The 15,731-nt window shown below is 64.0% G+C and carries 13 protein-coding genes; 9 read left to right on the forward strand and 4 right to left on the reverse strand.

Translation table 11 applies throughout. The features are described 5' to 3' along the window. Window positions 1-400: 400 nt before the first annotated feature. Both QW887_RS20080 and QW887_RS20085 read left to right on the forward strand, forming a co-directional pair. Window positions 401-1,930: a porin gene (locus QW887_RS20080; protein ID WP_315752951.1), complete on the forward strand. Its 1,530-nt coding sequence runs from the start codon at window positions 401-403 to the stop codon at window positions 1,928-1,930. A 569-nt stretch (window positions 1,931-2,499) separates the two neighbouring features. Further along, window positions 2,500-3,594 carry a hypothetical protein gene (locus QW887_RS20085; protein ID WP_316194873.1) on the forward strand — a complete coding sequence of 365 codons (1,095 nt, stop codon included), beginning with the start codon at window positions 2,500-2,502 and terminating at the stop codon, window positions 3,592-3,594. Between the two features lie 65 nt (window positions 3,595-3,659). On the opposite strand, the gene QW887_RS20090 is transcribed toward QW887_RS20085, so the two are convergent. After that, window positions 3,660-4,181, reverse strand: a complete 522-nt coding sequence (locus tag QW887_RS20090) for a MarR family winged helix-turn-helix transcriptional regulator (protein ID WP_316165147.1) — start codon at window positions 4,179-4,181, stop codon at window positions 3,660-3,662. 400 nt (window positions 4,182-4,581) lie between these two features. Between QW887_RS20090 and QW887_RS20095 the strand changes: the two genes are divergently transcribed. Then, on the forward strand, window positions 4,582-6,111 hold the full coding sequence (locus QW887_RS20095) for a porin (RefSeq protein ID WP_316175172.1): 1,530 nt from the start codon (window positions 4,582-4,584) through the stop codon (window positions 6,109-6,111). Window positions 6,112-6,785: 674 nt separating this feature from the next. After that, window positions 6,786-8,315 (forward strand): porin, encoded by a 1,530-nt coding sequence (locus QW887_RS20100; protein ID WP_316194874.1) that lies wholly within the window; start codon window positions 6,786-6,788, stop codon window positions 8,313-8,315. Between the two features lie 136 nt (window positions 8,316-8,451). Here the strand turns inward: QW887_RS20100 and QW887_RS20105 are convergent, their stop codons facing one another. After that, the gene (locus tag QW887_RS20105) at window positions 8,452-10,803 is read right to left on the reverse strand and encodes a lytic transglycosylase domain-containing protein (RefSeq protein ID WP_316194875.1); all 2,352 of its coding nucleotides are present in this window, start codon (window positions 10,801-10,803) and stop codon (window positions 8,452-8,454) included. Between the two features lie 310 nt (window positions 10,804-11,113). On the opposite strand from QW887_RS20105, the gene dapA reads away from it, so the two are divergent. Genes dapA through QW887_RS20125 form a run of 4 tightly spaced genes read left to right on the forward strand, consistent with a single transcriptional unit; the run spans window position 11,114 to window position 13,562 of the window. Beyond that, window positions 11,114-12,004, forward strand: a complete 891-nt coding sequence (gene dapA / locus QW887_RS20110; protein ID WP_315711383.1) for a 4-hydroxy-tetrahydrodipicolinate synthase — start codon at window positions 11,114-11,116, stop codon at window positions 12,002-12,004. Window positions 12,005-12,031: 27 nt separating this feature from the next. Beyond that, window positions 12,032-12,448 (forward strand): large conductance mechanosensitive channel protein MscL, encoded by a 417-nt coding sequence (mscL, locus tag QW887_RS20115; protein WP_315711385.1) that lies wholly within the window; start codon window positions 12,032-12,034, stop codon window positions 12,446-12,448. Then, window positions 12,448-12,921: an SsrA-binding protein SmpB gene (gene smpB, locus QW887_RS20120; RefSeq protein ID WP_315711387.1), complete on the forward strand. Its 474-nt coding sequence runs from the start codon at window positions 12,448-12,450 to the stop codon at window positions 12,919-12,921. Before mscL ends, smpB begins: the two co-directional genes overlap by 1 nt. A gap of 56 nt (window positions 12,922-12,977) precedes the next feature. Next, window positions 12,978-13,562 (forward strand): peroxiredoxin, encoded by a 585-nt coding sequence (locus QW887_RS20125; protein ID WP_315711388.1) that lies wholly within the window; start codon window positions 12,978-12,980, stop codon window positions 13,560-13,562. Between the two features lie 18 nt (window positions 13,563-13,580). Here QW887_RS20125 and QW887_RS20130 read toward each other — a convergent pair whose 3' ends face one another. Beyond that, a complete protein-coding gene (locus tag QW887_RS20130) occupies window positions 13,581-14,264 on the reverse strand; it encodes a uracil-DNA glycosylase (RefSeq protein WP_315711389.1) in 684 nt (227 codons plus the stop codon). Then, a complete protein-coding gene (locus tag QW887_RS20135) occupies window positions 14,245-14,898 on the reverse strand; it encodes an NYN domain-containing protein (protein WP_315711390.1) in 654 nt (217 codons plus the stop codon). Before QW887_RS20135 ends, QW887_RS20130 begins: the two co-directional genes overlap by 20 nt. Before the next feature lie 347 nt (window positions 14,899-15,245). Here QW887_RS20135 and rpoZ point away from each other — a divergent pair, with 347 nt between their 5' ends. Beyond that, entirely contained in the window at window positions 15,246-15,638 is a 393-nt protein-coding gene (gene rpoZ / locus QW887_RS20140) for a DNA-directed RNA polymerase subunit omega (protein ID WP_006612728.1), read from the forward strand. The last annotated feature ends 93 nt before the right edge of the window (window positions 15,639-15,731 follow it).

A 15,731-nucleotide genomic window follows, 5' to 3' on the forward strand; every position in this document is an offset into this window, starting at 1 on the left:
GGTTCCTGGCGGGCGAGTGCTCGCGGCCTTGAGCACCCCAAATTGCGTTGTCACAAAACGACAACATAAACAACCACTTAGGTGTTCCCGCAGAACCACGGTTCCGTGCCTTTTGTGCAACACCGGTCCGAAAAGGCGCCGCTCGAGCGCCGCAATGATGGTTCCTTTGTTGCGTGTGCAAAGGCCTTCGGTAATTCTGCTCGCACGACGAAGGGGGGCATCCCAACGTCGTCCCGTTTAGGTCGTTCGCTCAAGTCCCTCGCGTTCATGCGGGTGTGTCCGATAGCGCGAAGCGGCTGAGCGACGGGTCGAAGAGGGATAACGGGTCCAACCCCAAGGGTGTCTCTCACCCAGCGGAGGCGGAACCTTCCCTGACTGAGCAACTTGGAGGTTTAACATTATGAACACGATCAAGAGCCTTGTCCTGGGCTCGGCGGCCGCTCTCGTCGCCATGTCTGGGGCTCAGGCAGCTGACCTTCCGATCAAGGCCAAGGCGGTCGAATATGTGAAGGTCTGCTCGCTTTACGGCGCTGGCTTCTACTACATCCCCGGCACCGACACCTGCATCAAGCTGGGCGGCTACCTGCGTGCTGAAACGTCGTTCGCCAGCAACGGCCAGTACAACAACGCCGTCAACGGCGTTGCCGGCGGCATGAACCGTAACAGCAACTACTACTACAGCCGCGCTCGTCAGGACCTCAACATCGACACGCGCACCGCGACCGAGTACGGCGTGGTCCGCACCTTTGCTGACCTGACGTTCACCTGGACCAGCGGCACCTACGCTGGCTCGGGCTCCGCGACCGGCGCGACCGCCTACTCGACGGCTGGCGCTCCTGGCGCTCAGGCCGACGGCAACATCGCCCAGGGCGGCATCGGCGTGTACTACGCCTTCATCCAGTTCGCTGGCTTCACGATGGGTAAGGCCGTGTCGCAGTTCGACGCGCCCTGGACCAACTACCCGGGCAACAACTTCGACGGCCTGTGGGGCGGCGGCGGCACCGTGACCGGTGTCAACCAGTTCACCTACACCGCCGACTTCGGCTCGGGCATCACTGCGGCGATCTCGGCGCAGGACGCGACCCAGTACTACACCACCAACATGTGGAACGTGTCGGGCATCACCGCGGCCGGCATCATCGGCGGCTCGTATGGCACCAACAACTTCGGTGGCAACGTTTCTCCGGACATCGTCGGCATGGTTCGTGTCGACCAGGCTTGGGGTCTGTTCCAGGCGTCGTTCGCGGCGCATGACAACCACACCGGCTACTACGGCGCCACCGAGCTCACCGGTCACCCGGCTGACAAGTGGGGCTGGGCTGCTCAGCTGGCCTTGTCGATCAAGAACATCCCGACCGGCCCCGGCGACACCATCAACATCCAGGGCGTCTACACCAACGGTGCGAGCCGCTACAACGCTCAGAGCCTGGTGCCGACCACCTACGCGATGTACGGCGGCAGCAGCACGGCTGGTGTCTACGGCACGCTCGGCTTCGCTGGCGTCAGCGATTCGGTCTTCGTGACCGGCGGTGAGCAGCAGCTGACCACGACCTACGGCTTCCGTGGCGCCTACACCCACAACTGGAGCCCGACCTGGAACTCGGCGATCTACGGTTCGTGGGCTGCCGTGAGCTACAACAGCACTGCCAAGGGCCTGATCTGCGGCAGCGCGGCGATGGGTGCGATCGCGGGCGCAGGCTTCACCTGCAACCCCGACTTCAACATCTCCTCGCTCGGTTTGATCACCCGTTGGACCCCGGTCAAGAACCTGACCTTCTCGGCCGACGTGGCCTGGACCAACCTGGACCAGAAGTACTCGGGCAACATCGTTTCTCCGGCCACGACCACGACCTCCAAGCCGGCTGCGGTCTATCAGCTCAAGGACCAGAACTCGGTGTCCTTGCTGCTCCGCGCTCAGCGCAACTTCTGATCCTGATCGTCTGATCGGGTTCAAGAGCCCCCGGCAGGAAACTGCCGGGGGTTTTTGCTTGTGTGCGGGCGCCCATTCCGGCGCGGCACCGGGTCTGGTTCGCTCAAGCAGCGATCGATGCCAAATCGGCGGATCGAGGCAATTGAGCAAGGGATCCAATTGCCTGTGGCTCGAAAATCGCATTCGTTTCAGTAGTTTGGCTGCGTGCTGGTATTTTTTTAAAAATGGTGTTGAAAACAGATGAGTTGATAAGCTAATTTTGTCACGCCTGAGTAATCATTCACCACCGACGCAAGACGACGATCATACGATGTTAGACCCCAGGAAGCCTCTGGCGATGCCCCGCCGGAGGCTTCTTCATGTCGGGATCTCCTCGCCGCCCAGCATCTGACGTTGCGTCTCGATTGCAGAGCCTCGGCGTGATCTCCGCAGGCCGTGCCGTCAGCGCAAACATCGATCGTCTCTCCAAAAATCGTTGCGCATCGGCTTGACCGGGAAATGCCGGATGGTCACCATGACCGCCAGATGACGGGGCCACACCGTCACGCCAGTGAGGAATGAGTCCAAAGATGAGTTCGGAAGGCTCTGTGGGAGTGCTGCGTCCGTGGTCCGACCAAGACGATCTGGCGGGCGCCATCACGCGGCTGCTGGAAGCGCGGCCCGAGGGCCGGGCCGAGCTTGCGGAATGTCTGGCGGTTGCGCAGCGGATCGAGGCCAGCGACGACGAGTCCTGGTACCGCGAGTGGATGCAATGCGCGGATGCGATGAAGGCTGCCGCCGCCGACGCCGTGAGCAGCGGCCGTCCCGAGCTGGCGTTTCGCAAATGGTCGCGCGCGATCGATTGTTATGAGGCTGCGGCCTGTCCGTTCAGCAGCTCACGCTCCCGCCAGGCCGTCGTGCTGTCCCGCATGCGCGAATGTGCGCGCGAATTCCTGCGCGGTGCCGATCCGCAAGGAGAGGTCGTCACAATTCACTGGCGCGCCGACTACGCGCTCGAAGCCTATTTCCTGCCGGCGCGTTGCGAGGCAGGCAGGGCGCCCACCGTCATCTGCATCGGTGAGCCCGGCCGTCGCAAGGAAACCTCCCTGTTCAAGCTTGCAGGCCATGCGGAGCAGCGCGGCCTGGCGCTGCTGGTGGTCGATCTGCTGGGCAGCGGACCGGACTGCCGCTTCGAGGAGATCGTCGGCCGTCGCGATCTCGAATCAGCCATCGCAAGCGTGATGGACTACGCGACGTCCCGTGACGACGTGGACGAAGGCCGGATCGCGATCCTGGCGGATGACTGGAGCTCGTCCTTCGTCGCGCGCGGCATCGCACTCGATCCGCGCTATGCTGCAGCGGTCTGCGACGCCGGCTTGTGGGATATTCACGAGCGCGTCTTCCTGTCGCGCCGACCCGGTGCGGGCGAGCGGGGCAGGCTGTCGATCGCCAGCGATGGGCTGGCGGCCCGGCAGATCATGTGTCCGCTGCTGGTGACGGTGCCGGAGCGTGGCTGGCTGCGGGCCGACATCGCAACCCGGCTGATCGCGCAGATCAAGCGCGAGCACCCGGACATCACTCTGAAGATCGTCTCCAGCGCGGGCGCCGATTGGCTCGAGGCCGATGCCTTCGTCTTCGACTGGATCGCCAAGCGTCTGGCCGGGTCTCAGCGGCCTCCAGGCTGACGCGACCGCATGTCTGTTCCAGCTCCCCCGTAAGAGGCGGTCGGGCCGTGACCGCCTCGGGGGGCTCAGAGTCCCATCGTGAGTCGCGCGCTGGCCTTCTCGAAACGGTCCTTGAGGCCAGCCAGCTTGTCCGTGAAGGTCGCCAGCTCGCGAGCGTCGAATTCCTCGAAGATGAAGCTGAAGATCTGCGCCTGCTGAGCTTCCAGCTCGGCGAACTGCTCCGAGGTCTTGGTGGTGAGCGACATCCGGACCACGCGCGCATCGTTGGGGGCGGGCTTGCGTTCCATGAAGCCCTTCTTCTCGAGCAGCTTCGACTGCGTCGTGACGAACGAAGGGTCGACGTGCAGCCGCTTGGCCGCCGCATTCACGGCGACTCCCTCGCCTTGATCCAGCTCGGAGATCGCCATCAGGATCATCCATTGCGGGCCACTGATGCCGATTCTCTTGGCCCAGAAGTACCTCAGCTCCTCCAGATGGACGTTGATCGTGGAGATCTCCCGGGCGAAGCGAAGAATGGCGTCGCGATTCTTCGGCAGATGTTCGACAGTCTTCGGTTGCGCGTCCGCTTCCACAGGTGCGGCAGACATGTTCTTCAAGGGCGCCATTGCTCAGGAGTTCCAGTACGAAGCTCGACCCTAAAGAAAAAAAATCCGCAACAAAATCACTTATCTAGGAGGACATCGGCCGTCCCCCGTGCGCTGCACAACAAGCTGCCATTGTGTTGCCCCCAAGACACATTTCGGCTTCATTCAATTACCTGACTGCATAAACTATTTTGCTTACCGAATGAGCGAAGGCATAGTTCCTGATGACGGTGGGGGGTTACTCGATCGTCCCGTGACAGGTGGTTCGCTTAAGTCCCTCGCGTGATGCGGGTGTGTCCGATGGCGCGAAGCGGCTGAAGCGGTTTTTCGGGAGCAGAGGAAGCGGATCGTCCTGGGGGATCTTGGTCCGGTTCTTTCTCAAAAGAGCAACTTGGAGGTTTAAATGAAGACGGTTAAGAGCCTTGTCCTCGGCTCGGCGGCAGTTCTGCTCGCCATGTCCGCGGCTCAGGCGGCCGACCTTCCGATCAAGGCCAAAGCGGTCGAGTATGTGAAGGTTTGCTCCCTGTATGGTGCGGGCTTCTACTACATCCCCGGCACCGACACCTGCATCAAGCTGGGCGGCTATCTCCGCGCTGAAACGGCGATCGCCACGAACAGCGACTTCAACGCGGCGTTCAGCGGCCAGGGTGGTGCGCATAACCGCCTGAGCAACTACTACACGGCCCGCGCTCGTCAGGACATCAACATCGACACGCGCACGGCGACCGAGTACGGCGTGGTCCGTACCTTCGCTGACCTGACCTTCAGCTGGACCTCCGGCGGCTATGCCGGCACGGGTTCGGCCACTGGTGCGACCGCTTACTCGACGGCTGGTGCGCCGGGCGCACAGGCCGACGGCAATATCGCGCAGGGTTCGGTCGGCGTGTACTACGCCTTCATCCAGTTCGCCGGCTTCACCATGGGTAAGGCCGTGTCGCAGTTCGACACGCCCTGGGTGAACTATCCGGGCAACAACTTCGACGGTCTCGCCGGCGGCGGCGGCACGGTCACCGGCGTCAACCAGTTCAGCTACACTGCTGACTTCGGCTCCGGCATCACGGCCACCGTTTCGGCTCAGGATGCGACCGCCTACTACCAGAACAACCTCTGGAACGTGGCGGGTTCGACGGCGGCTGGCGTGATCGGTGGTGCTTACGGCACCAGCAACTACGGCGGCAACGTCTCTCCGGACTTCGTTGGTATGGTCCGTGTCGACCAGGCCTGGGGTCTGTTCCAGGCGTCGTTCGCGGCGCATGACAACCATGTCGCTTACTACGGCGCGTCCGAGACCTCCGGCCACCCGGCCGACAAGTGGGGCTGGGCGGCTCAGCTGGCCCTGTCGATCAAGAACATCCCGACCGGACCTGGCGACACGATCAACGTGCAGGGCGTCTACACCAACGGTGCGAGCCGCTACAACATCCAGAGCCTGATGCCGAACAGCTATTCGATGTACGGCAGCACGGGTCTGGCTGGCGCCTATCAGAGCGTCGGCTTTGCCGGCGTGGGCGACTCGGTCTTCACGACCGGTGGCGAGCAGCAGCTGACCACGACCTACGGTGTGCGCGGTGCGTACACCCACAACTGGAACCCGGCCTGGAACACTGCGATCTACGGGTCTTGGGCTGCTGTCCGCTACAACGGCACGGCCAAGGGCCTGATCTGCACCAGCCCCGGCGTGGTTGCGGCCTTCAACGCGGGTTCGACCTGTAATCCGGACTTCGATCTGGCCACCATCGGCCTGATCACGCGCTGGACCCCGGTCAAGAACCTGACCTTCTCGGCCGACTTCGCCTACTCGTGGCTCGACCAGAAGCACTCGGGTTCGGTCACGGCCCCGGCTGCCGCCGCTGTCGCCAAGCCGGCTGCGGTGTATGAGCTGAAGGATCAGCAGTCGGCTGTCCTGCTGCTCCGCGCTCAGCGCAACTTCTGATCCAGACCGTCTCACGACGGTTTGACCAACCCCCGGCAGGCAACTGCCGGGGGTTTTTCTTTGCCTCGCCAGCGCGTGCTCCAGCACCGAGACCCGCATTCCTCACCGTGCCGCTTTGTCGCTGACAAACATGCTGCCGACCCGCCCGAGAACCACACCGCGCGGCCACGCGACGCAATACGATCTGGATGGAATTTCGCGACCGCCTCGTGGCCATGCGGCTCAAACATCCGTGAGAGGTGGTCGGCGGATTCGCTCGGTTCGACCGCGCGTTTGAGCCAAGCTTGGCCTGCGTGATCTCGGGCGGGCGAGGGCCCGTGCCACGATCGCCGGGATGACAGGGCCAGAGAGTTTGAGCCTCGCGCTCGCCGCGGTTCTCGACGTCCGTCCTGCTGCATTCCCGCCACGACCGCGACACGCATTCGGCGGCGAAAGTCTTCCCCGACACATTACTCTTGGAGATCCGGCGACCGCGTGCCGTGCCGCGGCCGTGCCACATGCGTGATCCGGCCGGTCACGAGAATGGTCCGATAAAGCACCAACTCTGCCTCGCGATCGTTCCCACTGCAACGCTATGCGCGGGCACTGTGGTGCAGCTGGAGACGGGCCGACCGTTGGGGCGGTCGTTCGATGTCGAGCCGGGCCGGTCTGAACTGAGCAATTTGGAGGTTAGTATGAAGACTGTGAGGAGCCTTGTTTTGGGCTCAGGGGCGGCGTTGCTCGCCATGGGTGGGGCTCAGGCCGCCGACCTTCCGATCAAGGCCAAAGCGGTCGAGTATGTCAGGGTCTGCTCGATGTACGGCGCCGGATTTTTCTACATTCCGGGCACCGACACCTGCATCAAGCTCGGCGGCTATCTGCGGGTCGAGGCCGGCTTCGGCACGAATACGATCTTCCAGAATGCCGTGAACGGCGTCGCCGGCGGGCGAAATCGTCTCAGCAACTACTACACGACGCGTTCGCGCGCCGACCTCAACATCGACACCCGCACCGCGACCGAATATGGCGTCGTGCGCACCTTCTTCGACGGTGTCTTCCAGTGGACCGGGGGCAGCTATGCCGGGACCGGCTCCGCCACGGGCGCAACTGCCTATTCGACGGCGGGCGCGCCTGGAGCGCAGGCTGACGGCAACATCGCGCAAGGCGGGATCGGCGTCTTCTATGCCTTCATCCAGTTCGCCGGCTTCACCATGGGTAAGGCCGTGTCGCAGTTCGACGCGCCCTGGGCCAACTACCCCGGCAACAATTTCGACGGTCTGACGGGAGGCGGCGGCACCATCACCGGCGTCAACCAGTTCACCTACACCGCGGACTTCGGCTCGGGCATCACGGCCGCGATCTCGGCCCAGGATGCGACGCAGTATTCGCAGTCGCAGATCTGGAATACGGCGGGACAGACGGCCGCCGGCGTGCTCACCGGCAGCTATGGCACGTCGAATTTCGGCGGCAACGTCGCGCCCGACATCGTCGGCATGGTGCGCGTAGATCAGGCCTGGGGCCTGTTCCAGGCGTCCTTCGCGGCGCACGACAATCACGCCGCCTTCTTCGGTGCCAACGAGACGACGGGGCATCCCGCAGATAAATGGGGCTATGCCGGTCAGCTCGCCCTGTCGATCAAGAACATCCCGACCGGCGCCGGCGACACCATCAATCTGCAGGGCGTCTACACCAACGGTGCCAGCCGCTACAACTTCCAGAGCCTCGCGCCGATCAACTATGCGATGTACGGCGGCAGCAACATGGCCGGCGCTTTCCAGAGCCTGGGCTTCGCCGGCGTGTCGGATTCGGTGTTCGGGGCGAATACCCAGCAGCAGCTGACCACCACCTACGGCTTCCGGGGTGCCTTTACCCACAACTGGGATCCGTTCTGGAATACGGCGGTCTACGGCTCCTGGAGCGGCGTCAGATACAACAACGCCGCGAAGGGACTGATCTGCAACGGTGCGGGCATGGTCGCTCTCGGAATCACGCCTGCGAATTGCAACCCCGACTTCAACATCTCGACGGTGGGTGTGATCACGCGCTGGACGCCGGTCAAGAATCTGACCTTCTCTGCGGACGTCGCTTGGACCCGGCTGGACCAGAAGTTCACCGGCGTGGCGAACGCACCGGCGGTCGCGGCGGTCGCCAAGCCGGCCACGACCTACCAGTTGAAGGACCAGGACTCGGTCTCGCTGCTGGTGCGTGCCCAGCGCAACTGGTAAGTGCGGGCGAATGGCGAATAGGGAGTAGCGAATAGCAGTTGACGACGGAGCGGAGCCCAGGTTTCGCTACTCGCTACTCGCTACTCGCTACTCGCTACTCGCTACTCGCTACTCGCTACTCGCTACTCGCTACTCGCTACTCCACCACAGCGCCGCGGCGCAGATCGGCCTCGATCTGCAGCCGCGAGCCGCCGCCGAAGCGGGCGCGATAGACCTGCAGGTTCTCCATCACCCGCTGCACGTAGTTGCGGGTCTCCGCGAACGGAATCAGCTCGACCCAATCCACCGCGTCCACCTTCGGATCGCGTGGGTCGCCATACCGCTCGACCCATTTCCGTACGCTGCCGCGGCCGGCATTGTAGGCCGCGAACGTCATGATGTAGGAGCCGCGATAGTCCTCGAGCAGGCCGCCAAGCTCGGCCGCGCCGAGCTGCGCGTTGTAGACCGGGTCGGTCTTCATCCGGTTCAGATCGAAGCTGACGCCGGCGCGCTTGCAGACGTAGCGACCCGCATCCGGCGTGACCTGCATGAGCCCGTAGGCCTGAGCCGGCGAGACCACGGCCTGGTTGAAGGCGCTCTCCTGGCGCGCGATCGAGAAGATCACGCTCTGTTCGACCTCCGGCCCGAGCGCCCGGAACGCGGGGATGCCCGTGACCGGATAGGCGTAATGATCGAACGGCAGTCCGCGATTGAGCGCGGCCTTGCCGACCAGCAGCATCGCTCGCGCATCGCTGTTTCGCGCGGCGATTTCCGCGATTCCGACCAGCACGTCGGGGTCGCCGTTGTCGCCCATGTCGGCGAAGATCGGGATCGCGACCTCGCCCTCGTCGAGCTCGTAGAGCAGTTGCACCGCGCGCACCACCTCGAGCCGTTCGACGCCGCGTCCGCGGCCGCTCGGCGCGGCATTGAGGCCGAGCTGCGGCAGGCCGAGCTTCGCGCGCGCCAACTGTCCGTAGTAGCTCGTGGACTGCTCGGCGGCCGACGTATAGGCCGCGCGCGCCTCCTGCATGCGCCCCATCGCTTCTGCCGCGCGGCCTTGCCAATAGCCGGCCCGCGCCAGGGTGGTCGGATTGACGCTGCCGACGCCGATCCGTGCAAAGTGCTGGGCCGCGGTGGCCGGATCGTTGAGGAAACGCAGCGCGATCCAGCCTGCGGTGAATTCCTGCTCGGTCTTGTAGATGTCGCGGTTCGGCAGCGCCGCGTCGCGCGCGATCAGGTAGGCGCTGCGATATTCGCCGGTGTCGATCATCTTGCGCGCCAGCAGTCGGCGCTCGATCCACCATTCGTCCAGATTGTGCAGGCGGCCGGGATCCTTGGGCGCGTTCAGCATCAGCTGCGCCGCCTCGGCGAATTTTTCATCGCGCCGCAGCAGTTGGATGCGGCTGAAGATGTAGCCTGCATCGCCGTGGAGTTCGCGCGGCACGGCATCGAGCAGGCTCTGGCTGTTGGAGGCTTTGCGGTAGGCCGCGATTCGCGCTTTTGCCAGCGCCACGTGGCCCGAGCCAAGCCGCCGGGCAGCGCGCATCGCGGCCTCGTGCTCGCTGCCATACAGCAGCGTGTCCATCCGCGCCTTGTGATCGCCGCCGGACAGCAGGGCACCGTACTGGTCCAGGATGTTGTTCTCGGTCTCCTCGGACATCGCGTCGTTGCGCCAGGCATCGCGCACCAGGCGCTCGGCATTGGCGCGGTCGCCGCGATTGAGCATCACCCGGGCCAGCGCGAACTTGCCCTTGGCCGACAGCGGCGATTCGTTCTCGAACCACGACCACACCACGGCATCGTCGCGCTTGTCGTCCCACAAGGCGGCCTCGAGCCGGCGCCGCAGGAAACTCTGTGACGGCCAGGACGGATTGGCGGTGATGAACGCGCGGTAGCGCTCCACGCTGGCATTGTTGTTGTCGCTGCGCAGGATCACCCACTCCGCGAGCTTGCGCGCCACGGGATCCGAGATCGCCTGCACGACCTCGGTGGCATCGCTGGGCTTGCGCTTGCGGACGAGCTCGATCACGTTTTCGAGCGCGTCCTTGTCGGACTGCGAGGTCGAGGACGTCACGGCGATCGCAGCCGGCACCACGAGCTTACGGGAGGCGGGCAGGGCGGCATGCTGGCGGGCCGGCAGGCTTGCAGCCGCCGCGCTGGGGGTGATGTCCCTCGGGGCCGCGCGCGGCGTCTCGCCGGCGCCCTTGGGGCTGTTCTTGACCTCGGCCTTCGCTTCGGCCCGCGCGTCGACCTCGCTCTTGGTCCCGGCGGCCTCGTGGGTGTTCGTCTTCGGAACCGCGCTGCGCGCGATCGGACGCGCCTTCGGCACCGGAACCTTGGTCGCGGGAGCCTTGGATCCCGAAACCTTGGACCCAGCGGCCTGGTCCTTGGCGAGAGCGCTATGTCCGGCGAGAGCCCATCCGAGTGTCAGGCCGGCGGCCAAGGACACCGAGAGTGACACCGACAGGGCGGTCGATCGCAATGCAGTGGCGCGGGCAGAAAAGGGCACGGCGTTCCTTTTGCGGCGGATGACTTCGATCCCCTGACCAACATGGGTCTATCGAAAAGGTGAACAAATCCTAAATATACCGGGAAGGACTGCAACCTGCGCCAACACCGCGGCGAAATCACGACCGAAGGGCGGCGTGCGGGCCGTGGGGCTTCAGCGAAGGGTGATCGCGGGCCTCGGCAAAGCGATTCGCGCGATTCGTGTGCCTGTTGAGAAGGCAGCCCAGCCGCGGGCGGGCCTTCCGCCCCGTCGGTAGACCCGGTATGAAGTGGCTCGCACAGGGGCCAAACGGCGTTTGGGAGGGAGTTTCATGGCAGCCAAGACGAATTTCCGGGGTTCTTTCACCGCCTTGGTCACTCCTTTCAAGAACGGGTCCGTGGACGAGGCCGCTTTTCGCAGCCTTGTGAACTGGCAGATCGACGAGGGCACCAACGGCCTCGTGCCGGTCGGCACGACGGGCGAGAGCCCGACGCTCAGTCATGACGAGCACAAGCGGGTGGTCGAGTGGTGCATCGCCGAATCCCGGGGACGCGTGCCCGTCGTCGCCGGCGCCGGCTCCAATTCGACCAAGGAGGCGGTCGAGCTCGCCCAGCACGCCGAGAAGGCGGGGGCGGACGCGGTGCTGGTGGTGACGCCCTATTACAACAAGCCGACGCAGGAAGGCCTGTATCAGCACTTCAAGGCGATCAACGATGCGATCGGCATTCCGATCATCATCTACAATATTCCGCCGCGCTCGGTGATCGACATGTCCGTCGACACCATGAAGCGCCTGTTCGAGCTGAAGAACATCGCCGGCGTGAAGGATGCCACCGCGAGCATGGTGCGGGTGTCGCAGCAGCGCGCCGCGATGGGCGAGGAGTTCAACCAGCTCTCGGGCGAGGATGCGACGATCATCGGCTACATGGCGCATGGCGGCCATGGCTGCATCTCGGTGACGTCGAACGTCGCGCCGCGGCTGTGCTCGGAATTCCACCAGGCCTGGCAGAAGGGCGATGTCGCGACGGCGCTGAAGATCCACGACAAGCTGATGCCGCTGCACACCAATCTGTTCATCGAGTCCAACCCGGCCCCGGTGAAATACGCGCTGTCGCTGCTCGGCAAGATCGAGGAGAAGCTGCGGCTGCCGATGGTGCCGGTGTCGGAGCCGACCCGGGTCGCGGTGCGCGAGGCGATGGTTCATGCCGGACTGATCAACTGAGCCGACGTATCTGAGGGGGACGCGAGCATGTTGAAGGAATTCCGTGAATTCGCGATGAAGGGCAACGTCGTCGACCTCGCCGTCGGCGTCATCATCGGCGCGGCCTTCGGCGCCATCGTCACCTCGCTCGTCGCCGATGTCATCATGCCGATCATCGGCGCCATCACCGGCGGCCTCGATTTCTCGAACTACTTCATCCCGCTGTCCAAGACGGTCAATGCGAGCAACCTTGCGGACGCGAAGAAGCAGGGTGCCGTGCTGGCCTATGGACAGTTCCTGACCTTGACCCTGAACTTCTTCATCATCGCTTTCGTGCTGTTCATGATCATCCGTGTGATAAACAGGTTGAAGCGGAACGAAGCGGCAGCCCCCGCGGCGCCGGCGAAGCCCTCGGCCGAGGTCGAGCTGTTGACCGAGATCCGTGATCTCCTGAAAAAATCCTGATGGCTGAAAAGAACGAACCCAAGATCACGGTCGCCGCCGAGAATCGCAAGGCGCGGTTCAACTACGCGATCGAGGACACCATCGAGGCCGGCATCGCGCTGACCGGCACCGAGGTGAAGTCGGTCCGCGGCGGCAAGTCGACGATCGCGGAATCCTATGCGGATTCGCGCAACGGCGAGATCTGGCTGATCAACGCCAACATTCCGGAATATCTGCAGGCCAATCGCTTCAATCACGAGCCGAAGCGGCCGCGCAAGCTGCTGCTGCATCGCAAGCAGATCAACAAGCTGATGGGCGCGGTCGAGCGCGAAGGCATGACGCTGATCCCGCTGAAGCTCTATTTCAACGAGCGGGGCCGCGCCAAGCTGCTGCTCGCCGTCGCCAAGGGCAAGAAGCTGCACGACAAGCGCGAGAGCGAGAAGAAGCGCGATTGGGGCCGCGAGAAGGGCCGGCTGCTGCGGGCGCGCGGCTAACGAGACCTTTGCCGCGCGCTCCTCGGCGGCACGCCTGAGCCTTGGGAAAGCATCCGATGAATCAGAAGAACCTCTTGGACGTCGACTGGAGCCGGATTCCGGCTCCGACCGACGACGGCGCAGCCGATCATCTGGTCGGGACGATCATTCCCGCGATCGGACTGCGTGCGACCGACGACACGCTGGTCACGTTGTCCGATCTGCCTGGACGGACCGTCGTGTTCGCCTATCCGCGGACCGGCGAACCCGGCAAGGTGTCGCTCGTCGAGGACTGGGACATGATCCCGGGTGCGCGCGGCTGCACGCCGCAGACCTGCAGCTTCCGCGACCTGTTCGGCGAGTTGAAATCGGCCGGCGCCGCGCATGTGTTCGGCCTGTCGACGCAGAGCAATGCCTATCAGACCGAGATGGCCTCGCGCCTGCACCTGCCGTTTCCGGTGCTGTCGGACGAAAAGCTCGAGCTGACCAATGCCCTGCGGTTGCCGACGATGGAGATCGCCGGGCTGACCATGATCAAGCGGCTTGCCATGATCGTGGACGACGCCCGCATCACCCACGTGTTCTATCCGGTGTTTCCACCGGATAGGAACGCGGGCGACGTGCTGGCGTGGCTGAAGGACAACCGCGCATCTGCCGCGTGAGGATAAGGGCGGGCCGAACTAATCCAGATCCGCCTTCACGCGCGCGAACACGGCGTGGAACATCTCGGTCGTGAGCACGCCGGTGTTCGTATTGTAGCGTGAGCAGTGATAGCTGTCGTACAGCCGGATCCCGCCGGCCTGGTGCACGGCGCCATGGGCGAACGGCGCCGCGACCGCGCGCAAGCCCAGCAGCTTCAGCAGCGTGTCGTGGGAGATGCGGCCGAGCGCGACGATGCTGCGCAGCCGAGGCATCGCGGCGATGGTGGCGCCGAGGAAGCTCCGGCATTGGTTGATCTCGGCCGGCAGCGGCTTGTTCTGCGGCGGCACGCAGCGCACCGCGTTGCTGATTCGGCAGTCCACCAGCGTCAGCCCGTCGTCGGGGCGGGCTTCGAAGCGGCCTTTTGCAAATCCGTAGTGCAGCAGCGTTCCGTAGAGCAGCTCCCCGGCATAGTCGCCGGTGAACGGGCGCCCGGTGCGATTCGCACCCTGCAGCCCTGGCGCGAGGCCGACGATCAGGAGGCGCGCGTCGGGATCGCCGAACGACGGCACCGGGGCGTTGAACCATGACGGCTCACGCGCGCGCTGCGCCTCGCGGAACTCAACGAGGCGAGGGCACAGCGGACAGTCTCGATCGGGATTGGTCGAAGACGGGGCAGGCGGCGCAGGCTGAGTGCCCGTCCGCCTAGTCCTCGAAATCGTCATCGTTGGGCGTGGTGGTGGTGGTGGTCGTGGCGCGGGCGGGCGCCGTGGTCGAGCGCTGCAGGAATTGCGGGGAATGGTGGCGCGGCTCGCGCGGGGCGGGGCGCTCCGACGGGTCGCGGCCGAGCTTGGACTGCAACTCCATGAGGTCGGTGAAGACGTCGGCCTGGCGGCGCAACTCGTCGGCGATCATCGGCGGCTGGCTGGAGATGGTCGAGATCACGGTGACGCGAACGCCGCGGCGCTGCATCGCTTCGACCAGCGAACGGAAGTCGCCGTCGCCCGAGAACAGCACCATCTGGTCGATATGCTCGGCGAGTTCCATGGCATCGACGGCGAGCTCGATGTCCATGTTGCCCTTGACCTTGCGCCGGCCGCTGGCGTCGATGAATTCCTTCGTCGCCTTGGTGACGACCGTATAGCCGTTGTAGTCGAGCCAGTCGATCAAGGGCCGAATCGACGAGTACTCCTGATCCTCGATGATCGCGGTGTAATAGAACGCGCGGAGCAGCGTGCCGCGGCTCTGAAATTCCTTGAGCAGGCGCTTGTAGTCAATGTCGAAGCCGAGCGTCTTGGCCGTGGCGTATAGGTTGGCGCCGTCAATGAAGAGCGCAATCTTGTTGGTCGAAGATGACATTCAGTGTCTCGCGTTCAGTTAGATTCTATTTTTGGCGCGACTCCAGTCGGTCGCGCATTCCATTTCAAGATACTGCCAAGGCGTCGGCGGTCCATCTGGTGTGAGGTTACCGCAAACAGGAGTGGTCGGGGCAACAAAGGCGCACTTGTGACGACGTAATGAAGCGTTTTCTTGTCCAAGGCCCGAATTCCACGGGTCTGGACGGAGCGCCAGTCAAGGTTGCCGAATTCGGTACTCCTTGCCCCTTACCGAACCCTGACGCCAGTTTTGCCTTGCGAAAGCCGGCCAGCCTCTATAACTAGCCCAGCATAATCAGCATATTAAGCACACAAAGGACCGGAGCGACAATGGCGCGCGTCACTGTGGAAGATTGTATCGATAAAGTCGACAACCGGTTCGACCTGGTTCTCCTGGCCGCGCATCGCGCGCGCATGATCTCATCAGGATCGCAACTTACAATTGATAGAGATAATGACAAGAATCCCGTCGTCGCACTCCGGGAAATTGCGGATTCGACCATTTCTCCCGAGGATCTGAAGGAAGAACTGGTGCATTCGCTGCAGAAGTTCGTCGAGGTCGACGAGCCGGAGCCGGACACGGTGCCGCTGATCGGTTCGGCCGGTGCCAGCGTCGATGCCGACGACACCGAGGTCGCCGTCGAGCGCATGACCGAGGAAGAGCTGCTGAAGGGCCTCGAGGGCCTCGCTCCGCCGGAAGAACAGCCGGAAGAGGACGAGTGACGGTCTCGTCACCGTCAGCGCGAGCTCCAGCTAACTTGTGAGAATGTGAAGGCCCGGACCACGTCCGGGCCTTTGCATTTGAACGTGATTCCG

Origin of the sequence: Bradyrhizobium sp. SZCCHNRI3052 (assembly GCF_032484895.1) — a bacterium.
Taxonomy (GTDB): domain Bacteria; phylum Pseudomonadota; class Alphaproteobacteria; order Rhizobiales; family Xanthobacteraceae; genus Bradyrhizobium.